Origin of the sequence: Klebsiella sp. WP4-W18-ESBL-05 (assembly GCF_014169075.1) — a bacterium.
GTDB lineage: Bacteria > Pseudomonadota > Gammaproteobacteria > Enterobacterales > Enterobacteriaceae > Kluyvera > Kluyvera ascorbata_B.
The window spans coordinates 3,341,196-3,364,831 of sequence record NZ_AP022057.1 but is presented as its reverse complement, the minus strand read 5'-3'; the positions used below and the strand labels follow the sequence as shown (position 1 = coordinate 3,364,831).

The window sequence follows — 23,636 nt, the reverse complement described above, 5'->3', positions numbered from 1 at the left end:
ACCATAACCTCATTGAGTTATTTTTATACAAACAATGTTACATGTAGTAACAGAAGCGCGAAGTGTAGGGGCTGGACTACGACAGAGAAATCAGACCAGTGACGAGAGTATAGGTCTGACCAGCTGGTATGTTGCAATATTGTTTATTAATTTTTTCTAAGATGTTGTTTGAAACGAGATCTGGTTGGCAAAAATGCGGGGATGGTCAAAGGCGGAGAAGTGAGAAATTTGTTTTAGATCATTTTTAATTGTGATTTCGGTCACTTATCGGCTTTCGTCACATTATCGACTGGAGGCGTGCAACGGGCGGGCGTAAAATAAGCACATCGTTTATCTGGCACCTTGAGTGCGCAAAACAGAGGAAATCTACAATGAGTAAATGTAGTGCTGATGAAACCCCGGTTTGCTGCTGCATGGACGTTGGTACCATCATGGACAACTCCGACTGCACCGCATCTTACAGCCGCGTTTTTGCTAACCGCGCTGATGCAGAAGAAACCCTGGCAGCGCTGACGGAAAAAGCGCGCGGCGTTGAGTCCGAGCCGTGCAAAATTACCGCAAACTTCAAAGACGTTGAAGGCGGCGTGCAGCTGGATATCGACTTTGTCTTCGCTTGTGAAGCCGAAACCCTGATTTTCCAGCTGGGCCTGCGTTAATCGCCCCAGGCGAATGACCTTTCTGCTCACGCCCTCGTTGCTCACGCTGCGGGGGCGTTTTCTTTATCGCTCAGTGTGTTTTAGCTCGCAATTTTTCCTCTCTCCGATTGGCTAAGTGTAAAAAATTAGTTAAGAATGTTATCAGGTCAGACCACTTGGTCGATTTCCGATAACAGGGGAGAGTTATGAGTCAGGCGTTACCGCTTATCACCCGCCAGGGCGATCGCATTGTTATTGTCAGTGGGTTACGTACCCCGTTTGCCCGTCAGGCTACCGCCTATCACGGCGTTCCCGCCGTTGATTTAGGTAAAATGGTGGTGGGCGAAATGCTGGCACGTAGCGAAATTCCCCCCGAGGTCATTGAACAACTGGTGTTCGGTCAGGTGGTCCAGATGCCGGCCGCACCCAACATTGCCCGTGAAATTGTGCTGGGTACCGGCATGAACGTGCATACTGACGCGTACAGCGTCAGCCGCGCCTGCGCCACCAGTTTCCAGGCCGTTGCTAACGTCGCCGAAAGTCTGATGGCAGGCACGATTCGTGCGGGCATCGCCGGCGGCGCCGACTCCTCTTCCGTACTGCCGATTGGCGTCAGCAAAAAGCTGGCGCGTACCCTGGTGGATGCCAACAAAGCCCGCACGCTGGGGCAAAAGCTGAAGCTCTTTTCCCGTCTGCGCCTGCGCGACCTGATGCCGGTGCCGCCAGCGGTAGCCGAGTATTCTACCGGGCTGCGCATGGGGGACACCGCCGAGCAGATGGCAAAAACCTACGGTATTACGCGCGAACAGCAGGATGCGCTGGCAAACCGCTCGCATCTGCTGGCGGCTCAGGCCTGGGCGGCGGGCAAATTGAACGACGAGGTGATGACGGCCTACGCGCCGCCGTACCGTAATCCACTTGAGCAGGACAACAATATCCGCGCGAACTCTACGCTGGCGGACTACGCCAAACTGCGTCCGGCATTTGACCGTCAGCACGGCACCGTTACGGCGGCTAACAGTACGCCGCTGACCGACGGTGCAGCGGCGGTTATCTTGATGACCGAATCCCGCGCCAAAGAACTGGGGCTGACGCCGCTGGGCTATCTGCGTAGCTACGCCTTTACCGCCATTGACGTCTGGCAGGACATGCTGCTGGGCCCGGCCTGGTCAACGCCGCTGGCGCTCGATCGCGCCGGGCTAACGTTCGCCGACCTGACGCTTATCGATATGCATGAAGCATTTGCCGCGCAGACGCTGGCCAATATTCAATGTCTGGCGAGCGATAAATTCGCTCGCGAGGTGCTGGGCCGCAGCCAGGCCACCGGCGAAGTGGAGGAGAGCAAATTCAACGTGCTGGGGGGATCTATCGCCTACGGCCATCCGTTTGCCGCAACCGGTGCGCGCATGATAACCCAAACGCTCCATGAACTGCGCCGTCGCGGCGGCGGCTTTGGGCTGGTGACCGCCTGTGCGGCGGGCGGATTAGGTGCAGCGATGGTACTGGAGGCTGAATAATGGAAGCGATGAAATCCGCATTTACCTTTACCGTGCGCCCGGACAACGTGGCGGTGGTGACGATTGATGTGCCTGATGAAAAGATGAACACCCTGAAAGCCGAGTTTGGCGGCCAGGTGCGCGCTATCCTCCGGCAAATTCGCGATAACAAAGCGCTGCAGGGCGTGGTGTTTATCTCTGCGAAGCCCGATAACTTTATCGCCGGGGCCGACATTAACATGATTGGTCGCTGCAAAAGCGCGCAGGAAGCCGAATCGCTGGCCCGTCAGGGACAACAGGTGATGGCGGAAATTCAGGGGCTATCAGTCCCGGTGGTCGCGGCCATCCACGGTGCCTGCCTTGGCGGCGGCCTGGAGCTGGCGCTGGCCTGCCATGCGCGCATCTGCTCCGACGACAGCCGTACGGTGCTCGGCCTGCCGGAAGTTCAGCTCGGCCTGCTGCCGGGATCGGGCGGTACTCAGCGTTTGCCGCGCCTGATTGGCGTCAGTACTGCGCTGGACATGATCCTGACCGGAAAACAGCTGCGCGCCCGTCAGGCCTTGAAAGCAGGGCTGGTGGATGAAGTGGTTCCGCACTCGATTCTGCTGGACGCCGCCGCTGAATATGCGCGTAAAGCGCGCCATGAACATCGCCGCCTGCCGGTGCGCGAGCGTATTCTGGCGGGGCCACTGGGTCGTCACCTGCTGTTCAGCATGGCGGCAAAGAAAACGGCACAGAAAACGCAGGGCAACTATCCGGCGGCGGATAAAATTTTGCAGGTTATTGAAACCGGTCTGGCCCATGGCGCCAGCAGCGGCTACGAAGCCGAAGCCCGTGCCTTTGGCGAACTGGCGATGACGCCGCAGTCGCGCGCACTGCGCAGCATTTTCTTTGCCAGCACCGATATTAAAAAGGATCCCGGCGCTCGCGTTGAGGCAGGCCCGCTGCGTTCGGTCGGCGTATTAGGCGGCGGCCTGATGGGCGGTGGTATTGCCTATGTGACGGCGATTAAAGGTAAGCTACCGGTGCGAATCAAAGATATTAACGCCAACGGTATTAACCATGCGCTGAAGTACAGCTGGGATCAGCTGGAGCAAAAGGTGCGCCGTCGTCACATGAAACCCGCCGAGCGAGATGCGCAGCTGGCGTTGATTTCCGGCAGTACCGACTACCGAGGGTTTGCCCATCGCGATCTGGTGATTGAAGCGGTATTTGAAGATCTTGCGCTCAAACAAAAAATGGTTGGCGAAATTGAACAGTACTGCGCGCCGCACACCATTTTTGCGTCTAATACCTCTTCTTTGCCCATTGGCGATATTGCTGCCCATGCGCAGCGGCCTGAGCAGGTGATCGGTCTGCATTTTTTCAGCCCGGTTGAAAAAATGCCGCTGGTGGAGGTTATCCCCCATGTGGGCACGTCAGAGCAGACGATTGCCACTACCGTGAAGCTCGCGAAGAAACAGGGAAAAACGCCGATTGTGGTCGCGGATAAAGCCGGTTTTTACGTTAACCGCATTCTGGCGCCGTACATTGCCGAAGCCATGCGCATGCTGGTCGACGGCGAGCGCGTGGAAGATATTGATAATGCGTTGGTTAAATTTGGATTCCCGGTCGGGCCGATTCAGTTGCTGGATGAAGTAGGCATTGATACCGGCACTAAAATTCTTCCGGTGCTGGAAGCGGCCTACGGGGAACGTTTTAGCGCGCCTGCAACGCTGATTCAGGCAATTTTGAATGACGATCGCAAAGGCAGAAAAAATGGCCGGGGTTTCTATCTTTATGCCACAAAAGGGCGTACAAGCAAGAAACAAGTTGATACTGCCGTTTACGCTTTGCCGGGCATGTCGGCGCGTAACGCCCGCTGCTCGGCCGAACACATTGCCGAACGCTGCGTGATGCTGATGCTCAACGAAGCGGCACGCTGCATGGATGAGAACATTGTCCGCAGCGCGCGCGACGGCGACATTGGGGCAGTATTTGGCATTGGTTTCCCACCGTTCCTCGGTGGCCCGCTCCGCTATATGGATTCACTGGGGGCGGGTGAAGTGGTTGCCCGACTGCAACGATTGGCCAGCCAGTATGGCCCACGCTTTATGCCGTGCGATGCGCTGATGCAGCGTGCGGAACGCGGGGAGGCCTTTTGGCCTGGTGATGAAACGGATTCCACGCGCTGATGTCAAAGTCAGTGAACCCTGATGAATCGCAAGGTTTCTGGCTATTTTGTAAACAGATGTTGACTATACTTACGCCAGTAAGGTAAAAATCAGCGTTTCATTCAGTGAATGGATAAGGCACAATGCCCGGCTACCGCGTCACCTTCGGGGTGACGCTGGTGCTTCTGGTTAACAAAAGCGGTGCAATATGCAAGTGTTTATTATGCGTCACGGCGACGCTGCCCTCGATGCAGCCAGTGACTCGGTTCGTCCTCTCACCGGCTGTGGTTGTGATGAATCTCGTCAGATGGCAACCTGGTTGAAAGACCAAAAAGTGGATATCGGTCGCGTTCTGGTGAGCCCTTATCTGCGTGCGGAGCAGACGCTGGAAGTGGTAGGGGAGTGCATGAACCTGCCAAAAGAAGTGGATGTTCTGCCCGAGCTAACGCCGTGCGGTGATATCGGTCTGGTTAGCGCCTATCTCCAGGCTCTGGCGAACGAAGGAACATCATCGGTACTGGTGATTTCCCACCTGCCGCTGGTCGGTTATCTGGTCGCCGAACTGTGTCCTGGCGAAGTCCCGCCGATGTTCACGACCTCAGCCATTGCCTGCGTCACCCTCGACGCAAACGGACAGGGCGTCCTGAACTGGCAAATGAGCCCGTGCAATCTGAAAATGGCGAAAGCGATCTAACCGCTGATTACCCGGCTAACTGGCCGGGTAATGCCTGACTCCCCGTTGGTCTGATGCCTGTAGGCCTGATAAGCGTAGCGCCATCAGGCAACCGGGCGCAGAACGCCGCATCGCGACGTTGCTTTATCCGGCCGATATCGCGTCTTACGGCAGCTCCGGCGGCAGCCACTCTTCCACTTCAATCAGCACCAGCAGCGCGGCGTCACCGCCGTACTCTTTCGATGCCTGATGGAACGCCATAACGTGCGGGTGCTGCGCCAGCCAGAGCGGCGTTTGCTGTTTGAGAATGTGCTTACCGTGGCCGTGCATGACGCAGGCGCAGAACACATGCTCCCGGCGGCAGGCGGCAATCAGCGCTCCAAGCTCTTGTTTGGCCTGCGTTTGGGTTAACCCATGCAGATCGAGGAACAGCTCCGGTGAGTAGTCGCCGCGGCGCAGCTTCTTCAGCTCAAAATGACTGACGTCCTGGCGCACGTATTTCACCGGACCGTTGGTGTTGAGCAACGGCTGGAACTCATCGGAAAAGTAGTGGCTATTGTCCGCCTGTTCCTGCAATAGCCGCTTTGGTGGCACTTCGCTGATTTTCTTACGCTGCGGGCGATGAACGATCGTATCCTGCTTGATTTTACGCGTGCCGGTCATCAGCTGCTGGAAGAGTGCCTGATCCTCCTCGCTCAGTGAGTTTTTGTTTTTCATCAATTCTTCTCAAATTCGCCTTTTCCCCTAGTTTACCTTTTCAGCGTGCTTCCTGCAGCGAAAACGCTTTTTTCCCCGCGCCCTACGCAAGAATGCTGATTTATCGCCGTCTTCATGGCAAACTAGCCGCCGAATTTACCCCGACGCATGCCCTGGAGGACAACGTGGATAAGATTTTTGTTGAAGAAGCAGTCAATGAGCTGCACACCATTCAGGACATGCTGCGCTGGGCGGTAAGCCGCTTTAGCGCGGCCGAAATCTGGTACGGGCACGGCACCGACAACCCGTGGGACGAGGCCGTTCAACTGGTTCTGCCGACCCTGTATTTACCGCTGGATATTCCGGAAGATATGCGCAACGCGCGTCTGACCACCAGCGAAAAACAGCTGATCGTTGAGCGCGTTATTCGCCGCGTCAACGAGCGTATCCCGGTCGCCTACCTGACGAACAAAGCCTGGTTCTGCGGTCACGAATTCTACGTTGACGATCGCGTTCTGGTGCCGCGTTCGCCGATTGGTGAGCTGATTAACAATCGCTTCGCCGGCCTGATTAATCATCGTCCACAGCATATTCTCGATATGTGCACCGGCAGCGGCTGCATTGCTATCGCCTGCGCCTATGCCTTCCCGGAAGCGGAAGTCGACGCGATTGATGTTTCGGTGGACGCGCTGGCCGTCACCGAATACAACATCGAAGAGCACGGTATGATTCATCATGTCACGCCGATTCGCTCCGATCTGTTCCGTGACGCGCCGCAGCTGCAATACGATCTGATCGTGACCAACCCGCCTTACGTTGATGAAGAAGATATGTCTGACCTGCCGTCGGAGTATCGCCATGAACCGGAGCTGGGCCTGGCTTCCGGCTCGGACGGCCTGCACCTGACCCGTCGTATCTTAGGCTGCGCGCCGGATTATCTCACCGACGACGGCATTCTGATTTGTGAAGTGGGTAACAGCATGGTACATCTGATGGACCAATATCCGGATGTCCCGTTCACCTGGCTCGAGTTTGACAACGGCGGTGACGGCGTCTTTATGCTGACTAAAGCGCAGCTTGAAGCCGCGCAGCATCATTTCGCGCAGTACAAAGACTGATTTATCCAGCACGCAATAACGCAGAACAACGATAACGGAGTCGTGATGGCAGGAAATACAATTGGACAACTCTTTCGCGTAACCACCTTTGGCGAGTCGCACGGCCTGGCGCTGGGCTGCATCGTTGACGGCGTGCCGCCCGGCATTCCGTTAACCGAAGCCGATCTTCAGCACGACCTCGATCGTCGTCGCCCGGGGACATCGCGCTACACCACGCAACGCCGCGAGCCGGATCAGGTGAAAATCCTCTCCGGTGTCTTTGAAGGCGTGACCACCGGCACCAGTATTGGCCTGCTGATTGAAAACACCGATCAGCGCTCTCAGGATTACGGCGCGATTAAAGACGTTTTCCGCCCGGGGCATGCCGACTACACCTACGAGCAGAAATATGGGCTGCGCGACTATCGCGGCGGTGGGCGTTCTTCTGCGCGTGAAACGGCGATGCGCGTGGCCGCCGGGGCGATCGCCAAGAAATTCCTTGCCGAGAAGTTTGGTATCGTTATTCGCGGCTGTCTGACTCAGATGGGCGACATTCCGCTGGCGATTAAGGACTGGGATCAGGTTGAACAAAACCCGTTCTTCTGCCCGGATCCGGACAAAATTGAGGCCTTAGACGAGCTGATGCGCGGCCTCAAAAAAGAAGGCGACTCAATTGGCGCTAAAGTCACCGTCGTGGCCGATGGCGTCCCGCCGGGTCTCGGTGAACCGGTTTTCGATCGCCTGGACGCCGATATTGCCCATGCGCTGATGAGCATCAACGCGGTAAAAGGCGTAGAGATTGGCGATGGCTTTGAGGTGGTGAAACTGCGCGGCAGTGAAAACCGCGATGAAATCACCAAAGCCGGTTTCCAGAGCAACCACGCGGGCGGTATTTTGGGCGGCATCAGCAGCGGCCAACAGATTGTGGCCAATATTGCGCTGAAACCGACATCAAGTATCACCGTGCCGGGTAAGACGATCGACCGCTTTGGCGAGGAAGTTGAGATGATCACCAAAGGTCGCCACGATCCTTGTGTTGGCATCCGCGCTGTGCCGATCGCCGAAGCGATGCTGGCTATTGTCCTGATGGATCATTTTATGCGCCAACGGGCGCAGAACGCCGATGTGACGACGTCAATTCCACGCTGGTAAACATGAAAAAAACCGTTATAGCGCTGCTGGCTCTGCTTGCCAGCGGCACCTCGCTGGCGGCAACGCCGTGGCAGAAAATCACTCAGCCTATCGCCGGCAGCGCCCAGTCTATCGGGGCATTTGCCAACGGCTGTATCGTCGGCGCGCAGGCGCTGCCGCTCCAGTCTGACACCTATCAGGTGATGCGTACCGATCAGCGCCGCTATTTTGGCCACCCGGATCTGGTGCAGTTTATCCAGCGGCTTGGCGGCCAGGTGCAGCAGTTGGGTATGGGCACGATGCTGATTGGCGATATGGGTATGCCCGCAGGCGGGCGCTTTAACGGCGGACACGCCAGCCACCAGAGTGGTCTGGATGTCGATATTTTCCTGCAGCTCCCGAAGACGCGCTGGAGTTCAGCACAGCTGCTGAAACCGCAGGCGCTGGATTTGGTGAGCGCCGACGGCAAGCGCGTTGTGCCGACGCTGTGGAAACCGGAAATTGGCCAACTGATTAAGCTGGCGGCGGAAGACCGCGACGTGACGCGAATTTTCGTCAACCCGGCCATCAAGCAGCAGCTGTGCCTGGAAGCGGGCAACGATCGCGACTGGTTGCATAAAGTGCGCCCGTGGTTCCAGCACCGTGCGCATATGCACGTGCGGCTGAAGTGCCCGGCTAACAGCTTAGAATGTGAAGAGCAGGCGCCGCCGCCTGCGGGTGACGGCTGCGGCGCTGAGCTGCAAAGCTGGTTCGAACCGCCAAAACCTGGCACCACCAAACCTGTGAAGAAGACGCCTCCACCGTTGCCGCCTTCCTGCCAGGCGCTACTGGATGAACACGTACTCTGATGGACAGTTTTTCCGCGTTATTTATGGTCGAGCCGCTCATGCTGGTGGCGCTGTTCTTTATTGCCATTCTGGCTGGCTTTATTGATTCACTGGCCGGCGGCGGCGGTTTGCTGACCGTCCCGGCGCTGATGGCAGCGGGCATGCCGCCCGCGCAGGCGCTGGCAACCAACAAATTACAGGCCTGCGGCGGCTCACTCTCCGCATCACTCTATTTTGTCCGCCGCAAAGTGGTGAATCTGGCCGATCAGAAGCTGAATATCCTGATGACCTTCATTGGCTCAATGACCGGTGCGCTGCTGGTGCAGCACGTGCAGTCCGATATTCTGCGCCAGATCCTGCCCATTCTGGTTATCAGCATTGGTCTTTACTTTCTGCTGATGCCAAAGCTGGGTGAAGCCGATCGCCAGCGCCGTCTGTACGGCCTGCCGTTTGCGTTGGTTGCTGGCGGCTGCGTAGGCTTTTACGATGGCTTCTTCGGCCCCGGTGCGGGTTCGTTTTATGCGCTGGCGTTTGTGACGTTGATGGGCTTTAACCTTGCCAAATCCACCGCGCACGCCAAGGTGTTGAACGCGACCTCGAACGTCGGTGGTCTTTTGCTGTTTATCATTGGCGGCAAAGTTATCTGGGCGACCGGCTTTGTGATGATGATTGGCCAGTTTTTTGGCGCGCGCATGGGCTCGCGCTTAGTGTTGAGTAAGGGGCAAGCACTGATCCGCCCGATGATCGTCGTGGTCTCCGCGGTGATGAGCGCCAAGCTGCTCTATGACAGCCATGGACAGGAAATCCTTCAGTGGTTAGGGATGCATTAATGACCAAAACGCATGATTACCAGCAGCTGGTAACGCTCTTTGATAGCTGCTTCGCCGATGAGTTTAATACTCGTCTGATTAAAGGCGATGATGAACCCATCTATCTTCCGGCAGACGACGAGGTTCCTTACAACCGTATCGTTTTCGCCCACGGCTTTTTTGCCAGCGCGCTGCACGAAATTTCCCACTGGTGCATCGCCGGGAAGGCGCGCCGTGAGCAGGTCGATTTTGGCTACTGGTACTGTCCGGACGGGCGCGACGCCGAGACCCAAGGGCAGTTTGAAGACGTCGAAGTGAAACCGCAGGCGTTTGACTGGCTGTTTTGCGTGGCGGCGGGCTTTCCGTTTAACGTCAGCTGCGACAACCTGGAAGGCGATTTCGAGCCGGACCGCATCGTGTTTCAGCGACGCGTGCATGCGCAGGTCATGACCTATCTGAAAGAGGGCATCCCGCCGCGTCCGGCAAAATTTATCAAGGCATTACAAGATTATTATCAGACGCCGACCCTAACGGCGGAACACTTCCCATGGCCTGAGGATCTCTAAGCCATGTTACAGAAAGAGGAAAGAAGATGATCGCGGAGTTTGAAGCACGCATTCTGGCGTTAATTGATGAGATGGTGGAGCACGCCAGCGATGATGAGCTGTTTGCCAGCGGTTATCTGCGCGGCCACCTGACGCTGGCGGTTGCCGAGCTTGAAGAAAGCGAAGCGCATTCTGCCGATGCCCTGTATCGCAACGTGACGCAGAGCCTGGAAACGGCTATTGGTGCCGGTGAACTGACGCCGCGCGACCAGGCGCTGGTCAAAGCCATGTGGGACAACCTGTACCAGCAGGCCGCCCGCTAAGCGCATTTGCCCGGTATCGCTGCCGGGCAAACGTTCTGCGTTATTTTACCGCTTTTCCCTTCAGCAGTTTTCGCACCCATAATCGGTTTGGATTGAGCCCCGCCAGCGTAGTCGCGTCAAGCGGCAGCGGTTCATTGCTCATCTGTGCTGCCAGCACTTCGGCGCTTAACGGCGCAGTACACAGCCCGCGCGACCCCAGCCCCCCCAGCATAAACAGCTCAGGATACACCGGGGCCGAAATCGCCGTTTCCGGACTTTCGTGCAGCGTGGCATATTCAGCGAGCGTGGCGGCGTAGTCCGGCACGTTACCGACCATCGGCAGATGATCGCGCGTGGCACAGCGAACGCCACAGCGGGCGTCGTTAGCGCTAACGTCGACCTCCAGCGGCCATGTTTCCTGCGGGAAGCAGTCAATCAAGCGCTGACGATTATGCTGCTGGTCTTCAGCATTAAACGCCATTTCTCGCGCTCCGCGATGATAGCTGGCGCCAATGCAGTGCTGCTGATTCTGCGGGTTCTGCGGGGTCAGGTAGCCGTCATAGCACAAGACCTGGTTCAGTTTCGCCAGGCTGTCGCTGGTTGGGATATGGCTCACCTGGCCGCCGACGGCGTACACCGGAAGCGTCTCGGTTTGCGTAAATTGATTGATATTGTGACCGTTTGCCAGCACCACGCAGGGGGCGGTGGCCGTTTGTCCGTCGCTAAACGTCAGCTGCCAGCCGGATTCCTCACGGGCCAATGCGCTGAGCGTTTTGCCAAAGTGGGCGTTAAGCCCCTGCTGGCGGGCCAGCGCCAAAGCGCCAGCGGTGAGCTGAGCCGGGCAAAGCCAGCCGCCGAGCGGATACTGAATGCCTCCGCAGCCGGTCTCCAGGCCGATGCTGTCCCGCACGGCCTGCGCGCTGACCGCTCGCGCGATATCGGCGGGAAGGTCGAGCGTCAGCATTTGGGCAATTTTCTGCGCGCTTTTTTCATCCCACCCCAGCTGCGTGACGCCGCACCACTGATGATCGAAAGCCACTGGCAGCGCATCGTACAGCCGGCGAGCATACAGAAACGCCGCCGGGAAGAACTGCGCCAGCGCGGCATCATGCGCGCTCAGCAGTGGATAAAGCGCGCCCTGGCGATTGCCGGAGGCTCCCTGAGCCGACTCATCGTCTGCGCAATACAGCGTGACCGACCAGCCGCGGCGCAACAGCGCCAGCGAGAGCAGGGCGCTGGCGATGCCGCCGCCGATAATAGTGGCTTCGCGTACCTGGCTGCCGGTGCGGGCAAACCACGGCGCGCGCGCAGCATTCGGCAGCGGCTCACGCATTTCACCGATCAGCATTTCACGCTTGCGCCCAAAGCCTTTGCTTTTACGCATAGTAAAGCCCGCTTCCTGTAGCCCGCGACGCACAAAGCCTGCGGAGGTAAAGGTCGCGAGCGTGCCGCCCGGCCGCGCGGTACGCGCCATGGCGGCAAACAGCGTCGGCGTCCACATGTCCGGGTTTTTCGATGGTGCAAAGCCGTCGAGGAACCAGGCGTCAACCTGCTGGTTAAAGCTGTCGTCGAGGGTATCCGTGAGCGCATTGATGTCGCCGAACCACAGATCCAGCGTCACGCGACCGTCATCAAGCAACAGGCGGTGACAGCCCGCCAGCGGCAGAGGCCATTGCGCCTGAAGCTGCTCGGCCCAGGTTGCCAGTTCTGGCCAGTGCTGGTGGGCCAGACGCAGGTCTTCGGCTTTCAGTGGGTACTTTTCAAAACTGACGAAATGTAATCTTTGTAGCGTAGCATCGGGATGCTGACGGCGGAATGCGTCGAAGGCCTGCCACAGCGTCAGGAAATTGAGGCCGGTGCCAAAGCCGCTTTCCGCTACCACGAAAAGCGGATGCGGATGTTGCGGGAAACGTACCTCTATCTGGTTACCGCCGAGGAAAACGTAGCGGGTCTCTTCCAGACCGTTGTCGTTGGAGAAATAGACGTCGTCAAAATCTCGGGAAACAGGTGTACCCTCACTGTTAAATTCGAGGTTGGCGGATTGTATGGCGTTATGTTTCACGTAAGTTACTCGCGCGGCAAGGAGTCTGCCGATCTTAACGATGCGTGCCCGCAGGCGCAAATTTCTGCATAAAATTGCTGATCGGACTTGTTCGGCGTACAAGTGTACGCTATCTTGCGACTCGAAACTTTAAAATAGTGATGACTTACAGAGGTATTGAATGAAACGTGCAGTGATTACTGGCCTGGGTATCGTTTCCAGCATCGGTAGCAACCAGCAGGAAGTCCTGGCATCCCTGCGTGAAGGACGCTCGGGGATCACTTTCTCTCAAGAGTTCAAAGATTCTGGTATGCGTAGCCACGTATGGGGTAACGTCAAACTGGACACCACGGGTCTTATCGATCGCAAAGTGGTCCGTTTCATGAACGATGCCTCTATCTACGCTTATCTCTCTATGCAGCAGGCGGTTGAAGACTCCGGCCTGAAGGCAGAAGATTACCAGAACAACCCGCGTGTGGGCCTGATTGCCGGTTCCGGCGGCTCTTCGAAAGCGCAGGTATTCGGTGCAGACGCCATGCGTAGCCCGCGTGGCCTGAAAGCGGTTGGCCCGTATGTGGTAACCAAAGCGATGGGCTCTGCGGTTTCCGCGTGCCTGGCAACGCCGTTCAAAATTCACGGTGTGAACTACTCCATCAGCTCCGCGTGTGCAACCTCCGCACACTGCATCGGCAACGCGGTTGAACAGATTCAGCTGGGCAAACAGGACATCGTTTTTGCTGGCGGCGGCGAAGAGCTGGGCTGGGAAATGGCCTGTGAGTTCGACGCGATGGGCGCACTGTCCACCAAATACAACGACACGCCAGAAAAAGCATCCCGTACCTATGACGCACACCGTGATGGTTTCATCATCGCTGGCGGCGGCGGTATGGTTGTGGTTGAAGAACTGGAACACGCGCTGGCGCGCGGTGCGCATATCTATGCAGAAATCGTTGGCTACGGTGCAACCTCCGATGGTGCAGATATGGTTGCTCCATCCGGTGAAGGTGCAGTGCGCTGCATGAAGATGGCAATGCACGGCGTTGATACCCCAATCGACTACCTGAACTCCCACGGCACTTCTACCCCGGTAGGTGACGTGAAAGAACTGGGCGCTATTCAGGAAGTGTTTGGCGACAACAGCCCGGCAATTTCTGCAACCAAAGCCATGACCGGCCACTCTCTGGGCGCCGCTGGCGTACAGGAAGCTATCTACTCTCTGCTGATGCTGGAACACGGCTTTATCGCGCCAAGCATTAACATCGATGAGATGGACGAGCAGGCCGCTGGTCTGAACATCGTGACCGAACCGACCGAGCGTGAACTGACTACCGTCATGTCCAACAGCTTTGGCTTCGGCGGCACCAACGCCACCCTGGTGATGCGTAAGCTGTAATTTTTACAGTTGGTGAGAAAAAGGAGCCCGTGGGCTCCTTTTTTTATGCGTTGACAATCGCCTGAAATAACAGGCAAACTCCTGGCTCAACATTATCATCACGATAATGCGTAAGCGTTCAACGTCAACCAACGCACCTTAATCCTGATGATCAGGTAGAGGGGGCGTGGCTACAGCACCTCGCCTTACTCGTTTTCTGGAGTAAAGCATGACAGCAGTAACTCAAACTGAATCAACATCTTCCTCGAACGGGTCGTTATTTCGCATCGCGTTTGCGGTGTTTCTGACCTATTTAACCGTCGGTATCCCGCTGCCGGTCATTCCGCTATTTGTGCATCAGGAATTGGGCTACGGCAACACGATGGTGGGCATTGCCGTGGGCATTCAGTTCTTCGCGACCGTGCTGACGCGCGGCTACGCCGGACGATTGGCTGACCAGTATGGCGGTAAACGCTCGGCGCTGCAGGGGATGGCCGCCTGCGCGTTTGCCGGCGCTGCCTGGCTTGGTGCGGCGCTGTTACCGGTTGATACGATGGTCAAATTTGGCCTGCTGATCGTCGGGCGCTTGATCCTGGGTTTTGGTGAAAGCCAGCTGTTAACCGGTACCCTGACATGGGGGATGGGGCTGGTGGGGCCAAAGCAGTCCGGTAAGGTGATGTCCTGGAACGGAATGGCGATATTTGGCGCGCTGGCCGCAGGGGCACCGCTTGGGCTGTATATCAACAACCGCTACGGTTTTGCGGTGTTGGCTGGGGTGACGATGATGCTGCCGCTGTTGGCCTGGGCGTTTAACGGCTCGGTGCGCAAGGTCGCGGCGCTGGCGGGCGAACGTCCGTCGCTGTTCAGCGTTATTGGACTTATCTGGAAGGCCGGTATGGGGCTGGCGCTGCAGGGCGTGGGCTTCGCGGTGATTGGTACCTTCGTGTCGCTCTACTTTATGAGCAAAGGCTGGTCGATGGCAGGTTTCACGCTGACGGCATTCGGCGGCACGTTCGTGCTGGTGCGTATTCTGTTTGGCTGGATGCCCGATCGCCTGGGCGGCGTAAAGGTCGCCGTTGGCTCGCTGCTGGTGGAGGCCGTGGGACTGCTACTGCTGTGGCAGGCGCCCGATGCGTGGTTTGCGCTGGCCGGCGCGGCGCTGACCGGTGCGGGCTGTTCGCTTATTTTCCCGGCGCTGGGCGTGGAAGTGGTCAAGCGCGTGCCGCAGCAGGTGCGTGGAACGGCGCTCGGCGGCTATGCGGCTTTCCAGGATATTGCGCTCGGCGTTTCCGGGCCGCTGGCGGGGATGCTGGCCACCTCGTTCGGCTATCCGTCGGTGTTCCTCGGCGGGGCTATTTCCGCCGTGCTGGGGATTGTCGTGACGCTTTGGTCGTTCCGTAAATAGCGGTTATTGATCGGCCCGCATTTCCCGTGGGCCGGTCGCCGCTTTACGCGGCAGAAAATACTTCACCTGAAATTCGAACATATTAGTGTAGAGAATCGAGTAATCAATAGGGTGTTGCTGCTCGTCTACTGCCTGGGTTTGCATGCGAATAATCGGGTCTAGTGTGCTGATGTGCAACAGCTTTGCCACCTCGGCTGATGGTAGTATCGGCTGGATAGATTCATAGCAGCCGAGGATCTTCACGCCGCATTCATTCTCGAGGTACGAGAATTTCGAGTTTTTCATATGGGCAATCGTCAGGTCCGGGAAACGGCTGGCGGACAGCCAGGTCTCTTCCATCTGCATGGCAATATTGTCGATAAAACGTAGCCGCCTGGCATAATACACCGGCTCACCGTGGCCGACCCGCAGGTGGGTCGCGATGTCGTCAGAGGCGCGCTGGAGCTCGAATTTGAGAATCTGGCTGGTCGGGGTTTTGCCTTCGTTGCGGGCGATTTCGGTAAAGCTGTCGAGATGGGTTACTGAGGCCTGAAAGTGCTTGTTACGTAAATAGGTGCCCGAGCCGTGTCGTCGCTCAATCATCCCTTCCTCTTCCAGCGCTTTGAGCGCCTTGCGTAAGGTATTACGCGATACACCATATAATTCTGCCAGCTCTTTTTCCGACGGCAGAAGATCGCCAATATTGTAGCTCGCGCTATTTAATCTGTTTTTTAGCAGGTTGATGACGTTCTGGTATACCACTTTTGAACCTCCTTAAATCCTTTTTAAACAAATAGTTATCAATCTATTTCCATGATTTTTGCTAAACACGTTCATGTATCTCACGATTATTGAACATCTTGGGCGTGGGTAACTGTGATCGGAATACAGGTTACGGAAATTAACAATTATTAAAGTGATCGTCAATTAAGGCTCGGTTTTTAAAAAGGACGTTGGATGAAAAATATATTATTGGTATGCGCAGCAGGGATGTCGACCAGTATGCTGGTAAAAAAAATGCGTGAACATGCGGAGGCGGAAAATATTACCGCGACGATTTATGCGCTGGCGATTTCCGAAGCCAAAGAGCAGATAAAAAAGCAGGAAGTTGACGTGGTTTTATTAGGCCCGCAGGTCCGTTTTCAACAGCGGGAAATCGAAGCGATTGCTCAGGGGAAAATGCCGGTTGCGGTTATTGATATGAAAAGCTACGGCCAGATGGACGGTAAGGCCGTTTTAGAACAGGCGCTACGGTTATTCCATTAATAATTCAAATTAACTTTTCCAAAAAATTAAGGGACCATTATGGGGTTTATGAATTCATTTGAACGAGGGATGGAAAAAATCCTCGTTCCCGTAGCGATTAAATTGAATTCTCAGATACACGTTTCGGCCATTCGCGATGCATTTATTTTATCATTCCCGATTGTGATGGCCAGTTCGCTGATTATTCTTATCAACTTTGCCATCCTGTCGCCGGACGGTTTTATTGCCAGTATATTACACCTTGGCACGCTGTTTCCTAATCTTGCCGATGCCCAGCAAATATTTACGCCAGTGATGAATGGTTCGGTCAATATTATGGCTGTGCTGATTACCTTCCTTGTGGCACGCAATATGGCGATCAGCTATCAGCAGGACGACCTGCTGTGCGGCCTGACGGCGATTGGCGCATTCTTTGTGGTGTATACCCCCTATGTGATTATCGATGGCCAGGCCTACCTGACCACCAAATATCTGGGGCCGCAGGGGCTGTTTGTGGCGGTGATCGTGGCGCTGCTGTCGAGCGAAATTTTCTGTCGACTGGCGCGCAATCCGAAGGTGACGATCAACATGCCAGCGGCGGTGCCGCCGGCGGTTGCGCGCTCTTTCAAGGTGCTGCTGCCGATCTTCTTCGTGATGATCTTCTTTTCGGTGCTGAACTTCCTGCTGTCCAAAATCTCGCCGAACGGGCTGAACGATCTGATCTACACCCTGATCCAGGCACCGCTGAAGGATATGGGAACTAACATCTTCACCGTGCTGATTCTGGGGCTGGTGGCCAACTTCCTGTGGATTCTGGGTATTCACGGGCCAAATACCGTAGCCGCGATTCGCGAAACGATTTTCTCGGAAGCGAATCTGGAAAATCTGTCATACGCCGCCTCTCACGGCTCGACCTGGGGTGCGCCGTATCCGATCACCTGGACCGGCATCAACGATGCTTTCGCTAACTGCGGTGGTTCGGGGATGACGCTGGGCCTGCTGCTGGCCATTTTTATAGCTTCTCGCCGTAAAGATTACCGTGACCTGGCGAAAATGGCCTTTGTGCCGGGGCTGTTCAATATCAACGAGCCGGTCATGTTTGGTCTGCCGATCGTGCTGAACCCGATTCTGGTCATTCCGTTTATCCTGGTGCCGTTTGTGAACGCGCTGATTGGCTACTTCTTTATCACGCTGGAGATTATCCCGCCGATTGCCTACGCGGTACCGTGGACGACGCCGGGCCCGCTGATAGCCTTCTTCGGCACCGGCGGTAACTGGATGGCGCTGTTTGTTGGCGTGCTGTGTCTGGCGGTTGCGACGCTTATCTACCTGCCGTTCGTGATTGCCGCGAACAAAGTGAATATGTCTGCGGCTGCGGAAGAAGGCGCGTAACGCCTTTGCCCACGCCGTTCTGCTTGTCCCCGGCCCGCGTTCGGCGAACGCGGGCTATCCTCTTCAAGGAGAATGCATGATTAAGCTGATTATTACCGATCTCGACGGGACCTTCTTAAACCGCAGCGGCGATTACAACCGCCAACGTTTTACGCAGATTAAATCACTGATGCAGCAGCAGGGCGTGGCCTTTGCGCTGTGCACCGGTAAGCAGTGTGAGCGGGTGGAGGAGCTGTTTGGCGAACAGGTGAGGGATTTCTGGATCCTTGGCGATAGCGCCACGCGCATTAAGCACGGCGGTGAGTATGTCTATCAATCACCGATCAAAAACGCGCTGGGTCGGGAGATGATTGCCACGCTTGAAGCGGTGAACAGCGAAGCCGTCATCATCGCCTGCACGTCCAACGGCGCCTATGTTAAAGCATCGATTGCGCCGGAAATGCTGGCAAAAGTCAAAATGTCTTATGCGCACGTGGTGCTGATAGACGACTTTAACGCGGTGGAGCATGATTTTGTTAAAATCTCGCTGTTTGATATCAAAGGTCGCTGCCCGCAGATCAAACCGCACCTGACTGAGTTCTTTGATAAAGCCTATATCGTGGTTTCGGAAGACGCGTGGATTGATATTGCCGACGCCGGCGTTCACAAGGGGCACACGGTGGAGATGTTGCAGCGCATGCTGGGAGTAAGCAAAGACGAGACGATGGTGTTCGGCGATGGCCTGAATGATATCGAGCTGATGACGCGCGCCGCCTGGAGTTTCGCCATGCGTAACGCCTTTGACGAAACCAAACAGGCCGCGCGATATATCACCGGCAGCAATGAAGAAGACGCGGTGATGACAACCATTGCGCAGATACTCAATCTACAGCAGCAGCCACAGTAGCAGGGCGACAACCACCAGCACGACGGCTGCCAGACCCGGGCGTGCCGACAGCGATTTGAGCGTAGTCATGACCGGGGCAAACGGCGCGTAAATAGGCTGAAGGTCGCGCGCTTCCAGCGTGTACGCATGGGCTACGCGCTCGCGCTCGATGCGTTTGAGGAACAATAGGTTCAGCAGTTCCTGCACCTGTACCGGCGTTAGCACCGTTTGCGGCGTTGCGTTCCAGTTTTGCTGGGCGACATCGCGCAGCAGCTGCCCTTCCTGTGGCTCCAGCGGCTGCTTGAGCGCAGCCTGCAGGACGTTAAGCGTGGGCGCGGGATGCGTACTCAGCGTCAGCCTCGCCTGCAGCAGAGTGACCAGCGCGTTGAAATGTTTCGCCGGCAGCGGGTCACCGGATTTCACGCCGGAAAGTTCCAGTAGTGATTGCCAGATGAGCTTGTTGGAATCCCCTGTGGCGGCGGAGAGCTTGGTGACCAGCTGGTTCAGCGTGTTGTGCTCGGCCGGCAGGAGCGGTCTGTCAGTGGCCGGCCGCTGCTGCGGCTGCGGAATCGACAGCTGATTTTGCTGTAACAGCTGCAGCACGTTTTTTAACTGCTGCGGGGTCAGTTGGCTAAGGGCGGTTTGCCCATACTGCTGGCGGATGTAGTCGCTGACGGCCTGACGATTATTCCCCTGGCCTAGCAGCTCGGTCAGCTGAGATAGCGTCTGGCGCGTGCTCAGCTTTTGTTCGGCAGCGCCGATTCGCTGATTAAGATTCTGCTCGGCGGCGGGAAAGTGGCGCGCCTGCAGCGGGGTATCGTTTTTCAGCCCCAGATCGTGCTTCACGCCCGCCCAAACCTCGGCATTCTGCTGTGAGGTCATCGCGATTAAGCGCGTGATCAGTCGTTCCAGCACCGTACGCTGTTGGGTACTCAGCGGCTGTTCTCCCGCAGGGGAGAGGGGCGTTGTGCCGGCCCCCGGAGGGCGCGCAGGCATACCTGAAATGGGTTGCGTCATGATTCATCCTTTCCAATTGCAGTACTGATGCCCGGCGTAAGTATGCCTGGCGGCGAGATTATGGCACACTTCCCCGGTTTACTCTCGTTCTCAGACAGGTACTGAACCGTGAAAATCCTTGTTGATGAAAATATGCCCTACGCCCGCGAACTTTTTAGCCGTCTGGGCGACGTTACCGCCGTTCCCGGTCGACCGATCCCGACCGAGGCGTTAACCGATGCCGATGCCCTGATGGTGCGTTCCGTGACGAAGGTGAACGAAGCGCTGCTGGGCGACAAAGCGATCAAATTTGTCGGCACCGCGACGGCGGGCACCGACCATGTCGATCAGACATGGTTGAAACAGGCAGGGATCGGTTTCTCCGCCGCGCCGGGCTGTAATGCCATCGCGGTCGTAGAATATGTCTTCTCGGCGCTACTGATGCTGGCCGAGCGCGATGGGTTTGCGCTGACTGACCGTACCGTGGGCATTGTCGGCGTGGGGAATGTCGGCGGCCGTCTGCAAAAACGTCTTGCGGCGCTGGGTATCAAAACGCTGCTCTGCGATCCGCCGCGCGCCGATAACGGCGACGCGGGCGATTTCCTCCCGCTGGAGGAACTGGTGGCGCAGGCTGACGTACTGACCTTCCACACGCCGCTCTATAAAGACGGCCCGTATAAATCGTTGCATCTGGCCGACGAGGCGCTGATTCGTCGCCTGAAGCCGGGCGCGATTTTGATCAACGCCTGCCGTGGCCCGGTGGTGGATAACGCCGCGCTGCTGAAATGTCTTGAAGAGGGGCAGAAGCTGAGCGTAGTGCTCGACGTTTGGGAGCCCGAGCCGGACCTCAACCTGGCGCTGCTGGACAAAGTCGATCTGGGGACATCGCACATTGCGGGCTACACGCTCGAGGGCAAAGCGCGCGGTACGACCCAGGTGTTCGAAGCCTACAGCCAGTTTATCGGCCAACCGCAGGAAGTGGCGCTCTCATCGCTGCTGCCGGCGCCGGAATTTGGCCACATCAGCCTGCACGGTCCGCTCGATCAGCCTACGCTGAAAAGACTGGTGCATTTGGTGTATGATGTGCGCCGCGATGACGCGCCGCTGCGAAAAGTCGCGGGGATCCCGGGTGAGTTTGACAAGCTGCGCAAAAATTACCTTGAGCGTCGCGAATGGTCATCATTAACCGTGGAGTGTGATGATGCCGAGGCGGCCGAGCTGCTGCAAAAACTCGGGTTTAACGCCGTACATTGTTAATGTCTTCTTAATACCTCTGCCGGATACTCCGGCAGGGTCGCTTTTTTTCTGGAGTAAATCACCATGTCTGAAGGCTGGAATATTGCCATCCTGGGCGCAACCGGCGCCGTAGGCGAAGCCCTGCTTGAAACCCTTGCTGAACGTCAGTTCCCGGTGGGTGATATCTATGCGCTGGCGCGCGCCGACAGCGCGGGCGAACATCTGCGTTTCAACGGTAAATCGGTCAGAGTGCAGGATGCGGCGGAATTTGACTGGACGCAGGCGCAGCTGGCGTTCTTTGTCGCCGGTATGGAGGCGAGTGCCACCTATATAGAAGAAGCGACTAATTCCGGTTGTCTGGTTATCGACCTTAGCGGTCTGTTTGCCCTGGAACCGGACGTGCCGCTGGTGGTACCGGAAGTGAACCCGTTTGTGCTGGCTGACTATCGTAACCGTAACGTCATCGCCGTGGCTGACAGCCAGACCAGCCAACTGCTGGCGGCGCTGAAGCCGCTGATTGATGACGGTGGCCTGTCGCGCATCAACGTGACCAGCCTGATTTCCGCCTCTGCGCACGGTAAAAAAGCCGTCGACGCGCTGGCCGGGCAGAGCGCTAAGCTGCTGAACGGCATTCCTATCGACGAAGATGATTTCTTCGGTCGTCAGCTGGCCTTCAACATGCTGCCGATGCTGCCGGACCGCGAGGGCAACGTGCGTGATGAACGCCGTATTGTCGATCAGGTGCGTAAGATTATGCAGGATGAAGGGCTGATGATTTCCGCCAGTTGCATTCAGTCGCCGGTGTTCTACGGCCACGCGCAGATGGTGACATTTGAAGCCATGCGTCCGCTGTCGGCGGAAGAGGCGCGAGACGCCTTTGCGCGCGGCGAAGATATTGTGCTGTCGGAAGCGGGGGAATTCCCGACGCAGGTTGGCGACGCGACCGGCAGCGCGCATCTGTCGGTAGGCTGTGTGCGCAACGATTACGGTATGCCTGAGCAGGTACAGTTCTGGTCGGTGGCCGATAACGTCCGCTTTGGCGGCGCGTTGATGGCGGTGAAAACGGCCGAGAAGCTGGTGCTGGAGTATCTGTACTGATGTCTGAAATGGAGCAACTGCCGGTCTATCGAATTGCGCTGGGCATTGAGTACGACGGCAGCAAATATTACGGCTGGCAGCGGCAAAACGAAGTGCGCAGCGTGCAGGAAAAACTTGAAAAAGCCCTCTCGCAGGTGGCCAATGAGCCGATAAACGTCTTCTGCGCCGGGCGTACCGACGCGGGCGTTCACGGTACCGGGCAGGTGGTGCACTTTGAAACTCACGCCGTGCGTAAAGACGCGGCGTGGACGCTGGGCGTAAATGCGAATTTACCTGGTGACATTGCGGTGCGTTGGGTGAAAGCTGTGCCCGACGATTTTCATGCGCGTTTCAGCGCGACGGCGCGCCGCTACCGCTATGTGATTTATAACCACCGTCTGCGTCCGGCGGTGCTGGGTCAGGGGGTGACGCATTATCACCAACCCCTGGATGCTGAGCGGATGCACCGCGCGGCGCAAAGCCTGCTGGGCGAGAATGACTTCACCTCATTTCGGGCGGTGCAGTGCCAGTCGCGCACGCCGTGGCGTAACGTCATGCATATCAACGTGACCCGCTACGGCGCTTATATTGTTGTGGACATCAAAGCGAACGCCTTTGTGCACCACATGGTAAGGAATATTGTTGGCAGCCTGATGGAAGTTGGCGCAGGAAACCAGCCGGAGAGCTGGATTGCAGAACTGCTGGCGGCAAAAGACAGGACGCTTGCCGCAGCAACGGCGAAAGCGGAAGGGCTGTATCTGGTGGCGGTGGATTACCCCGCACACTTTGCGCTCCCTTCCGTGCCGATGGGCCCGCTATTCCTGGCGGACTAACGTAGTCATTTGGGGCTAAACAATATGGATCTCATCCGTTTTTTGATTGATTTTATCCTGCACATTGATGTGCACCTGGCGGAGCTGGTCGCGCAGTACGGCGTCTGGGTTTACGCTATTCTGTTCCTGATTCTGTTCTGCGAAACGGGGCTGGTAGTGACGCCTTTCCTGCCCGGCGATTCGCTGCTGTTCGTTGCTGGGGCGCTCTCCGCGCTGCCGACCAACGACATCAACGTACACGTCATGGTGGTACTGATGGTGATCGCTGCGATTGTCGGCGATGCGGTAAACTACACCATTGGACGCTTGTTCGGTGAGAAGCTCTTCAGCAACCCGAACTCGAAGATCTTTCGCCGTAGCTACCTGGATAAGACCCATGCCTTCTACGATAAACATGGTGGGAAAACCATTATTCTGGCGCGATTTGTGCCGATCGTCAGAACATTTGCGCCTTTTGTGGCGGGAATGGGCCACATGTCCTATCGTCATTTTGCGCTCTATAACGTGGCGGGCGCGCTGCTGTGGGTGCTGCTGTTTACCTACGCGGGCTATCTGTTCGGCGACCTGCCGGTAGTTCAGGAAAACCTGAAGCTGCTGATTGTCGCTATCATCGTGCTGTCCGTATTACCGGGCGTTATTGAAGTGATTCGCCACCGCCGCGCAGCGGCAAAACGGGCAAAATAACGCGCGCAAGCGGGGCACGATTCAGCCGTGCCCTGTTACGACATGTTTCGCGGTTCGACCACTTTTTTATGCCAAGTTTCGGGCTGTTATGTTTTAATGTGCAACATTCATGGTCTATGAAGGGGAAAAGTGGCATTATGCGCGCCC

At 56.8% G+C, this 23,636-nt stretch carries 23 protein-coding genes; 19 read left to right on the top strand and 4 right to left on the bottom strand.

The window, feature by feature from the left end:
- Positions 1–371: 371 nt before the first annotated feature.
- The 4 genes from H7R58_RS16090 (at position 372) to sixA (ending at position 4,978) form a co-directional block, all read left to right on the top strand.
- A complete protein-coding gene (locus H7R58_RS16090; protein ID WP_106924222.1) occupies positions 372–656 on the top strand; it encodes a YfcZ/YiiS family protein in 285 nt (94 codons plus the stop codon).
- A 185-nt stretch (positions 657–841) separates the two neighbouring features.
- Positions 842–2,152 (top strand): acetyl-CoA C-acyltransferase FadI, encoded by a 1,311-nt coding sequence (gene fadI / locus H7R58_RS16085; RefSeq protein WP_182930233.1) that lies wholly within the window; start codon positions 842–844, stop codon positions 2,150–2,152.
- An 8-nt stretch (positions 2,153–2,160) separates the two neighbouring features.
- Positions 2,161–4,305 carry a fatty acid oxidation complex subunit alpha FadJ gene (gene fadJ, locus H7R58_RS16080; protein ID WP_413774321.1) on the top strand — a complete coding sequence of 715 codons (2,145 nt, stop codon included), beginning with the start codon at positions 2,161–2,163 and terminating at the stop codon, positions 4,303–4,305.
- Positions 4,306–4,492: 187 nt separating this feature from the next.
- Positions 4,493–4,978, top strand: coding sequence for a phosphohistidine phosphatase SixA (gene sixA, locus H7R58_RS16075; protein ID WP_106924225.1), 486 nt, complete (start codon positions 4,493–4,495; stop codon positions 4,976–4,978).
- A 144-nt stretch (positions 4,979–5,122) separates the two neighbouring features.
- Here sixA and smrB read toward each other — a convergent pair whose 3' ends face one another.
- Positions 5,123–5,674, bottom strand: a complete 552-nt coding sequence (gene smrB, locus H7R58_RS16070) for an endonuclease SmrB (protein WP_106924226.1) — start codon at positions 5,672–5,674, stop codon at positions 5,123–5,125.
- Positions 5,675–5,838: 164 nt separating this feature from the next.
- Here smrB and prmB point away from each other — a divergent pair, with 164 nt between their 5' ends.
- From prmB to H7R58_RS16040, 6 genes are read left to right on the top strand one after another with little or no spacing between them, the layout of a single operon-like run.
- Positions 5,839–6,771: a 50S ribosomal protein L3 N(5)-glutamine methyltransferase gene (gene prmB / locus H7R58_RS16065; RefSeq protein WP_106924437.1), complete on the top strand. Its 933-nt coding sequence runs from the start codon at positions 5,839–5,841 to the stop codon at positions 6,769–6,771.
- 45 nt (positions 6,772–6,816) lie between these two features.
- Positions 6,817–7,902 (top strand): chorismate synthase, encoded by a 1,086-nt coding sequence (aroC, locus tag H7R58_RS16060; RefSeq protein ID WP_106924227.1) that lies wholly within the window; start codon positions 6,817–6,819, stop codon positions 7,900–7,902.
- A 2-nt stretch (positions 7,903–7,904) separates the two neighbouring features.
- Positions 7,905–8,729 (top strand): penicillin-insensitive murein endopeptidase, encoded by an 825-nt coding sequence (mepA, locus tag H7R58_RS16055; RefSeq protein ID WP_106924228.1) that lies wholly within the window; start codon positions 7,905–7,907, stop codon positions 8,727–8,729.
- On the top strand, positions 8,729–9,538 hold the full coding sequence (locus H7R58_RS16050) for a sulfite exporter TauE/SafE family protein (protein ID WP_106924229.1): 810 nt from the start codon (positions 8,729–8,731) through the stop codon (positions 9,536–9,538). The genes mepA and H7R58_RS16050 overlap by 1 nt, the downstream gene beginning before the upstream one ends.
- A complete protein-coding gene (locus tag H7R58_RS16045) occupies positions 9,538–10,083 on the top strand; it encodes an elongation factor P hydroxylase (protein ID WP_106924230.1) in 546 nt (181 codons plus the stop codon). Before H7R58_RS16050 ends, H7R58_RS16045 begins: the two co-directional genes overlap by 1 nt.
- Before the next feature lie 26 nt (positions 10,084–10,109).
- The gene (locus tag H7R58_RS16040; protein WP_106924231.1) at positions 10,110–10,385 is read left to right on the top strand and encodes a YfcL family protein; all 276 of its coding nucleotides are present in this window, start codon (positions 10,110–10,112) and stop codon (positions 10,383–10,385) included.
- 40 nt (positions 10,386–10,425) lie between these two features.
- Here the strand turns inward: H7R58_RS16040 and mnmC are convergent, their stop codons facing one another.
- Positions 10,426–12,426 carry a bifunctional tRNA (5-methylaminomethyl-2-thiouridine)(34)-methyltransferase MnmC2/FAD-dependent 5-carboxymethylaminomethyl-2-thiouridine(34) oxidoreductase MnmC1 gene (gene mnmC / locus H7R58_RS16035; protein ID WP_182930235.1) on the bottom strand — a complete coding sequence of 667 codons (2,001 nt, stop codon included), beginning with the start codon at positions 12,424–12,426 and terminating at the stop codon, positions 10,426–10,428.
- Positions 12,427–12,586: 160 nt separating this feature from the next.
- Here mnmC and fabB point away from each other — a divergent pair, with 160 nt between their 5' ends.
- Together fabB and H7R58_RS16025 are read left to right on the top strand one after the other, a co-directional pair.
- Positions 12,587–13,798, top strand: coding sequence for a beta-ketoacyl-ACP synthase I (gene fabB, locus H7R58_RS16030; RefSeq protein WP_035895077.1), 1,212 nt, complete (start codon positions 12,587–12,589; stop codon positions 13,796–13,798).
- Between the two features lie 208 nt (positions 13,799–14,006).
- Positions 14,007–15,182, top strand: a complete 1,176-nt coding sequence (locus H7R58_RS16025; protein WP_182930237.1) for an MFS transporter — start codon at positions 14,007–14,009, stop codon at positions 15,180–15,182.
- Positions 15,183–15,185: 3 nt separating this feature from the next.
- Here H7R58_RS16025 and H7R58_RS16020 read toward each other — a convergent pair whose 3' ends face one another.
- A complete protein-coding gene (locus tag H7R58_RS16020) occupies positions 15,186–15,923 on the bottom strand; it encodes a GntR family transcriptional regulator (RefSeq protein WP_106924234.1) in 738 nt (245 codons plus the stop codon).
- 195 nt (positions 15,924–16,118) lie between these two features.
- Between H7R58_RS16020 and H7R58_RS16015 the strand changes: the two genes are divergently transcribed.
- The 3 genes from H7R58_RS16015 (at position 16,119) to H7R58_RS16005 (ending at position 18,684) form a co-directional block, all read left to right on the top strand.
- Entirely contained in the window at positions 16,119–16,427 is a 309-nt protein-coding gene (locus H7R58_RS16015; RefSeq protein ID WP_106924235.1) for a PTS sugar transporter subunit IIB, read from the top strand.
- 39 nt (positions 16,428–16,466) lie between these two features.
- On the top strand, positions 16,467–17,798 hold the full coding sequence (locus tag H7R58_RS16010; protein ID WP_106924236.1) for a PTS sugar transporter subunit IIC: 1,332 nt from the start codon (positions 16,467–16,469) through the stop codon (positions 17,796–17,798).
- Positions 17,799–17,874: 76 nt separating this feature from the next.
- Positions 17,875–18,684, top strand: a complete 810-nt coding sequence (locus H7R58_RS16005) for a Cof-type HAD-IIB family hydrolase (RefSeq protein ID WP_182930239.1) — start codon at positions 17,875–17,877, stop codon at positions 18,682–18,684.
- Here H7R58_RS16005 and flk read toward each other — a convergent pair.
- Positions 18,664–19,680 (bottom strand): flagella biosynthesis regulator Flk, encoded by a 1,017-nt coding sequence (flk, locus tag H7R58_RS16000; protein ID WP_106924238.1) that lies wholly within the window; start codon positions 19,678–19,680, stop codon positions 18,664–18,666. The genes H7R58_RS16005 and flk overlap by 21 nt on opposite strands.
- 108 nt (positions 19,681–19,788) lie before the next feature.
- On the opposite strand from flk, the gene pdxB reads away from it, so the two are divergent.
- The 4 genes from pdxB (at position 19,789) to H7R58_RS15980 (ending at position 23,489) form a co-directional block, all read left to right on the top strand.
- Positions 19,789–20,916: a 4-phosphoerythronate dehydrogenase PdxB gene (gene pdxB, locus H7R58_RS15995; protein WP_106924239.1), complete on the top strand. Its 1,128-nt coding sequence runs from the start codon at positions 19,789–19,791 to the stop codon at positions 20,914–20,916.
- Positions 20,917–20,979: 63 nt separating this feature from the next.
- Positions 20,980–21,993 (top strand): aspartate-semialdehyde dehydrogenase, encoded by a 1,014-nt coding sequence (locus H7R58_RS15990; RefSeq protein WP_106924240.1) that lies wholly within the window; start codon positions 20,980–20,982, stop codon positions 21,991–21,993.
- Positions 21,993–22,805 (top strand): tRNA pseudouridine(38-40) synthase TruA, encoded by an 813-nt coding sequence (truA, locus tag H7R58_RS15985; RefSeq protein ID WP_106924241.1) that lies wholly within the window; start codon positions 21,993–21,995, stop codon positions 22,803–22,805. Before H7R58_RS15990 ends, truA begins: the two co-directional genes overlap by 1 nt.
- 24 nt (positions 22,806–22,829) lie before the next feature.
- Complete coding sequence (locus H7R58_RS15980) at positions 22,830–23,489, top strand: DedA family protein (RefSeq protein ID WP_106924242.1); 660 nt, start codon at positions 22,830–22,832, stop codon at positions 23,487–23,489.
- The last annotated feature ends 147 nt before the right edge of the window (positions 23,490–23,636 follow it).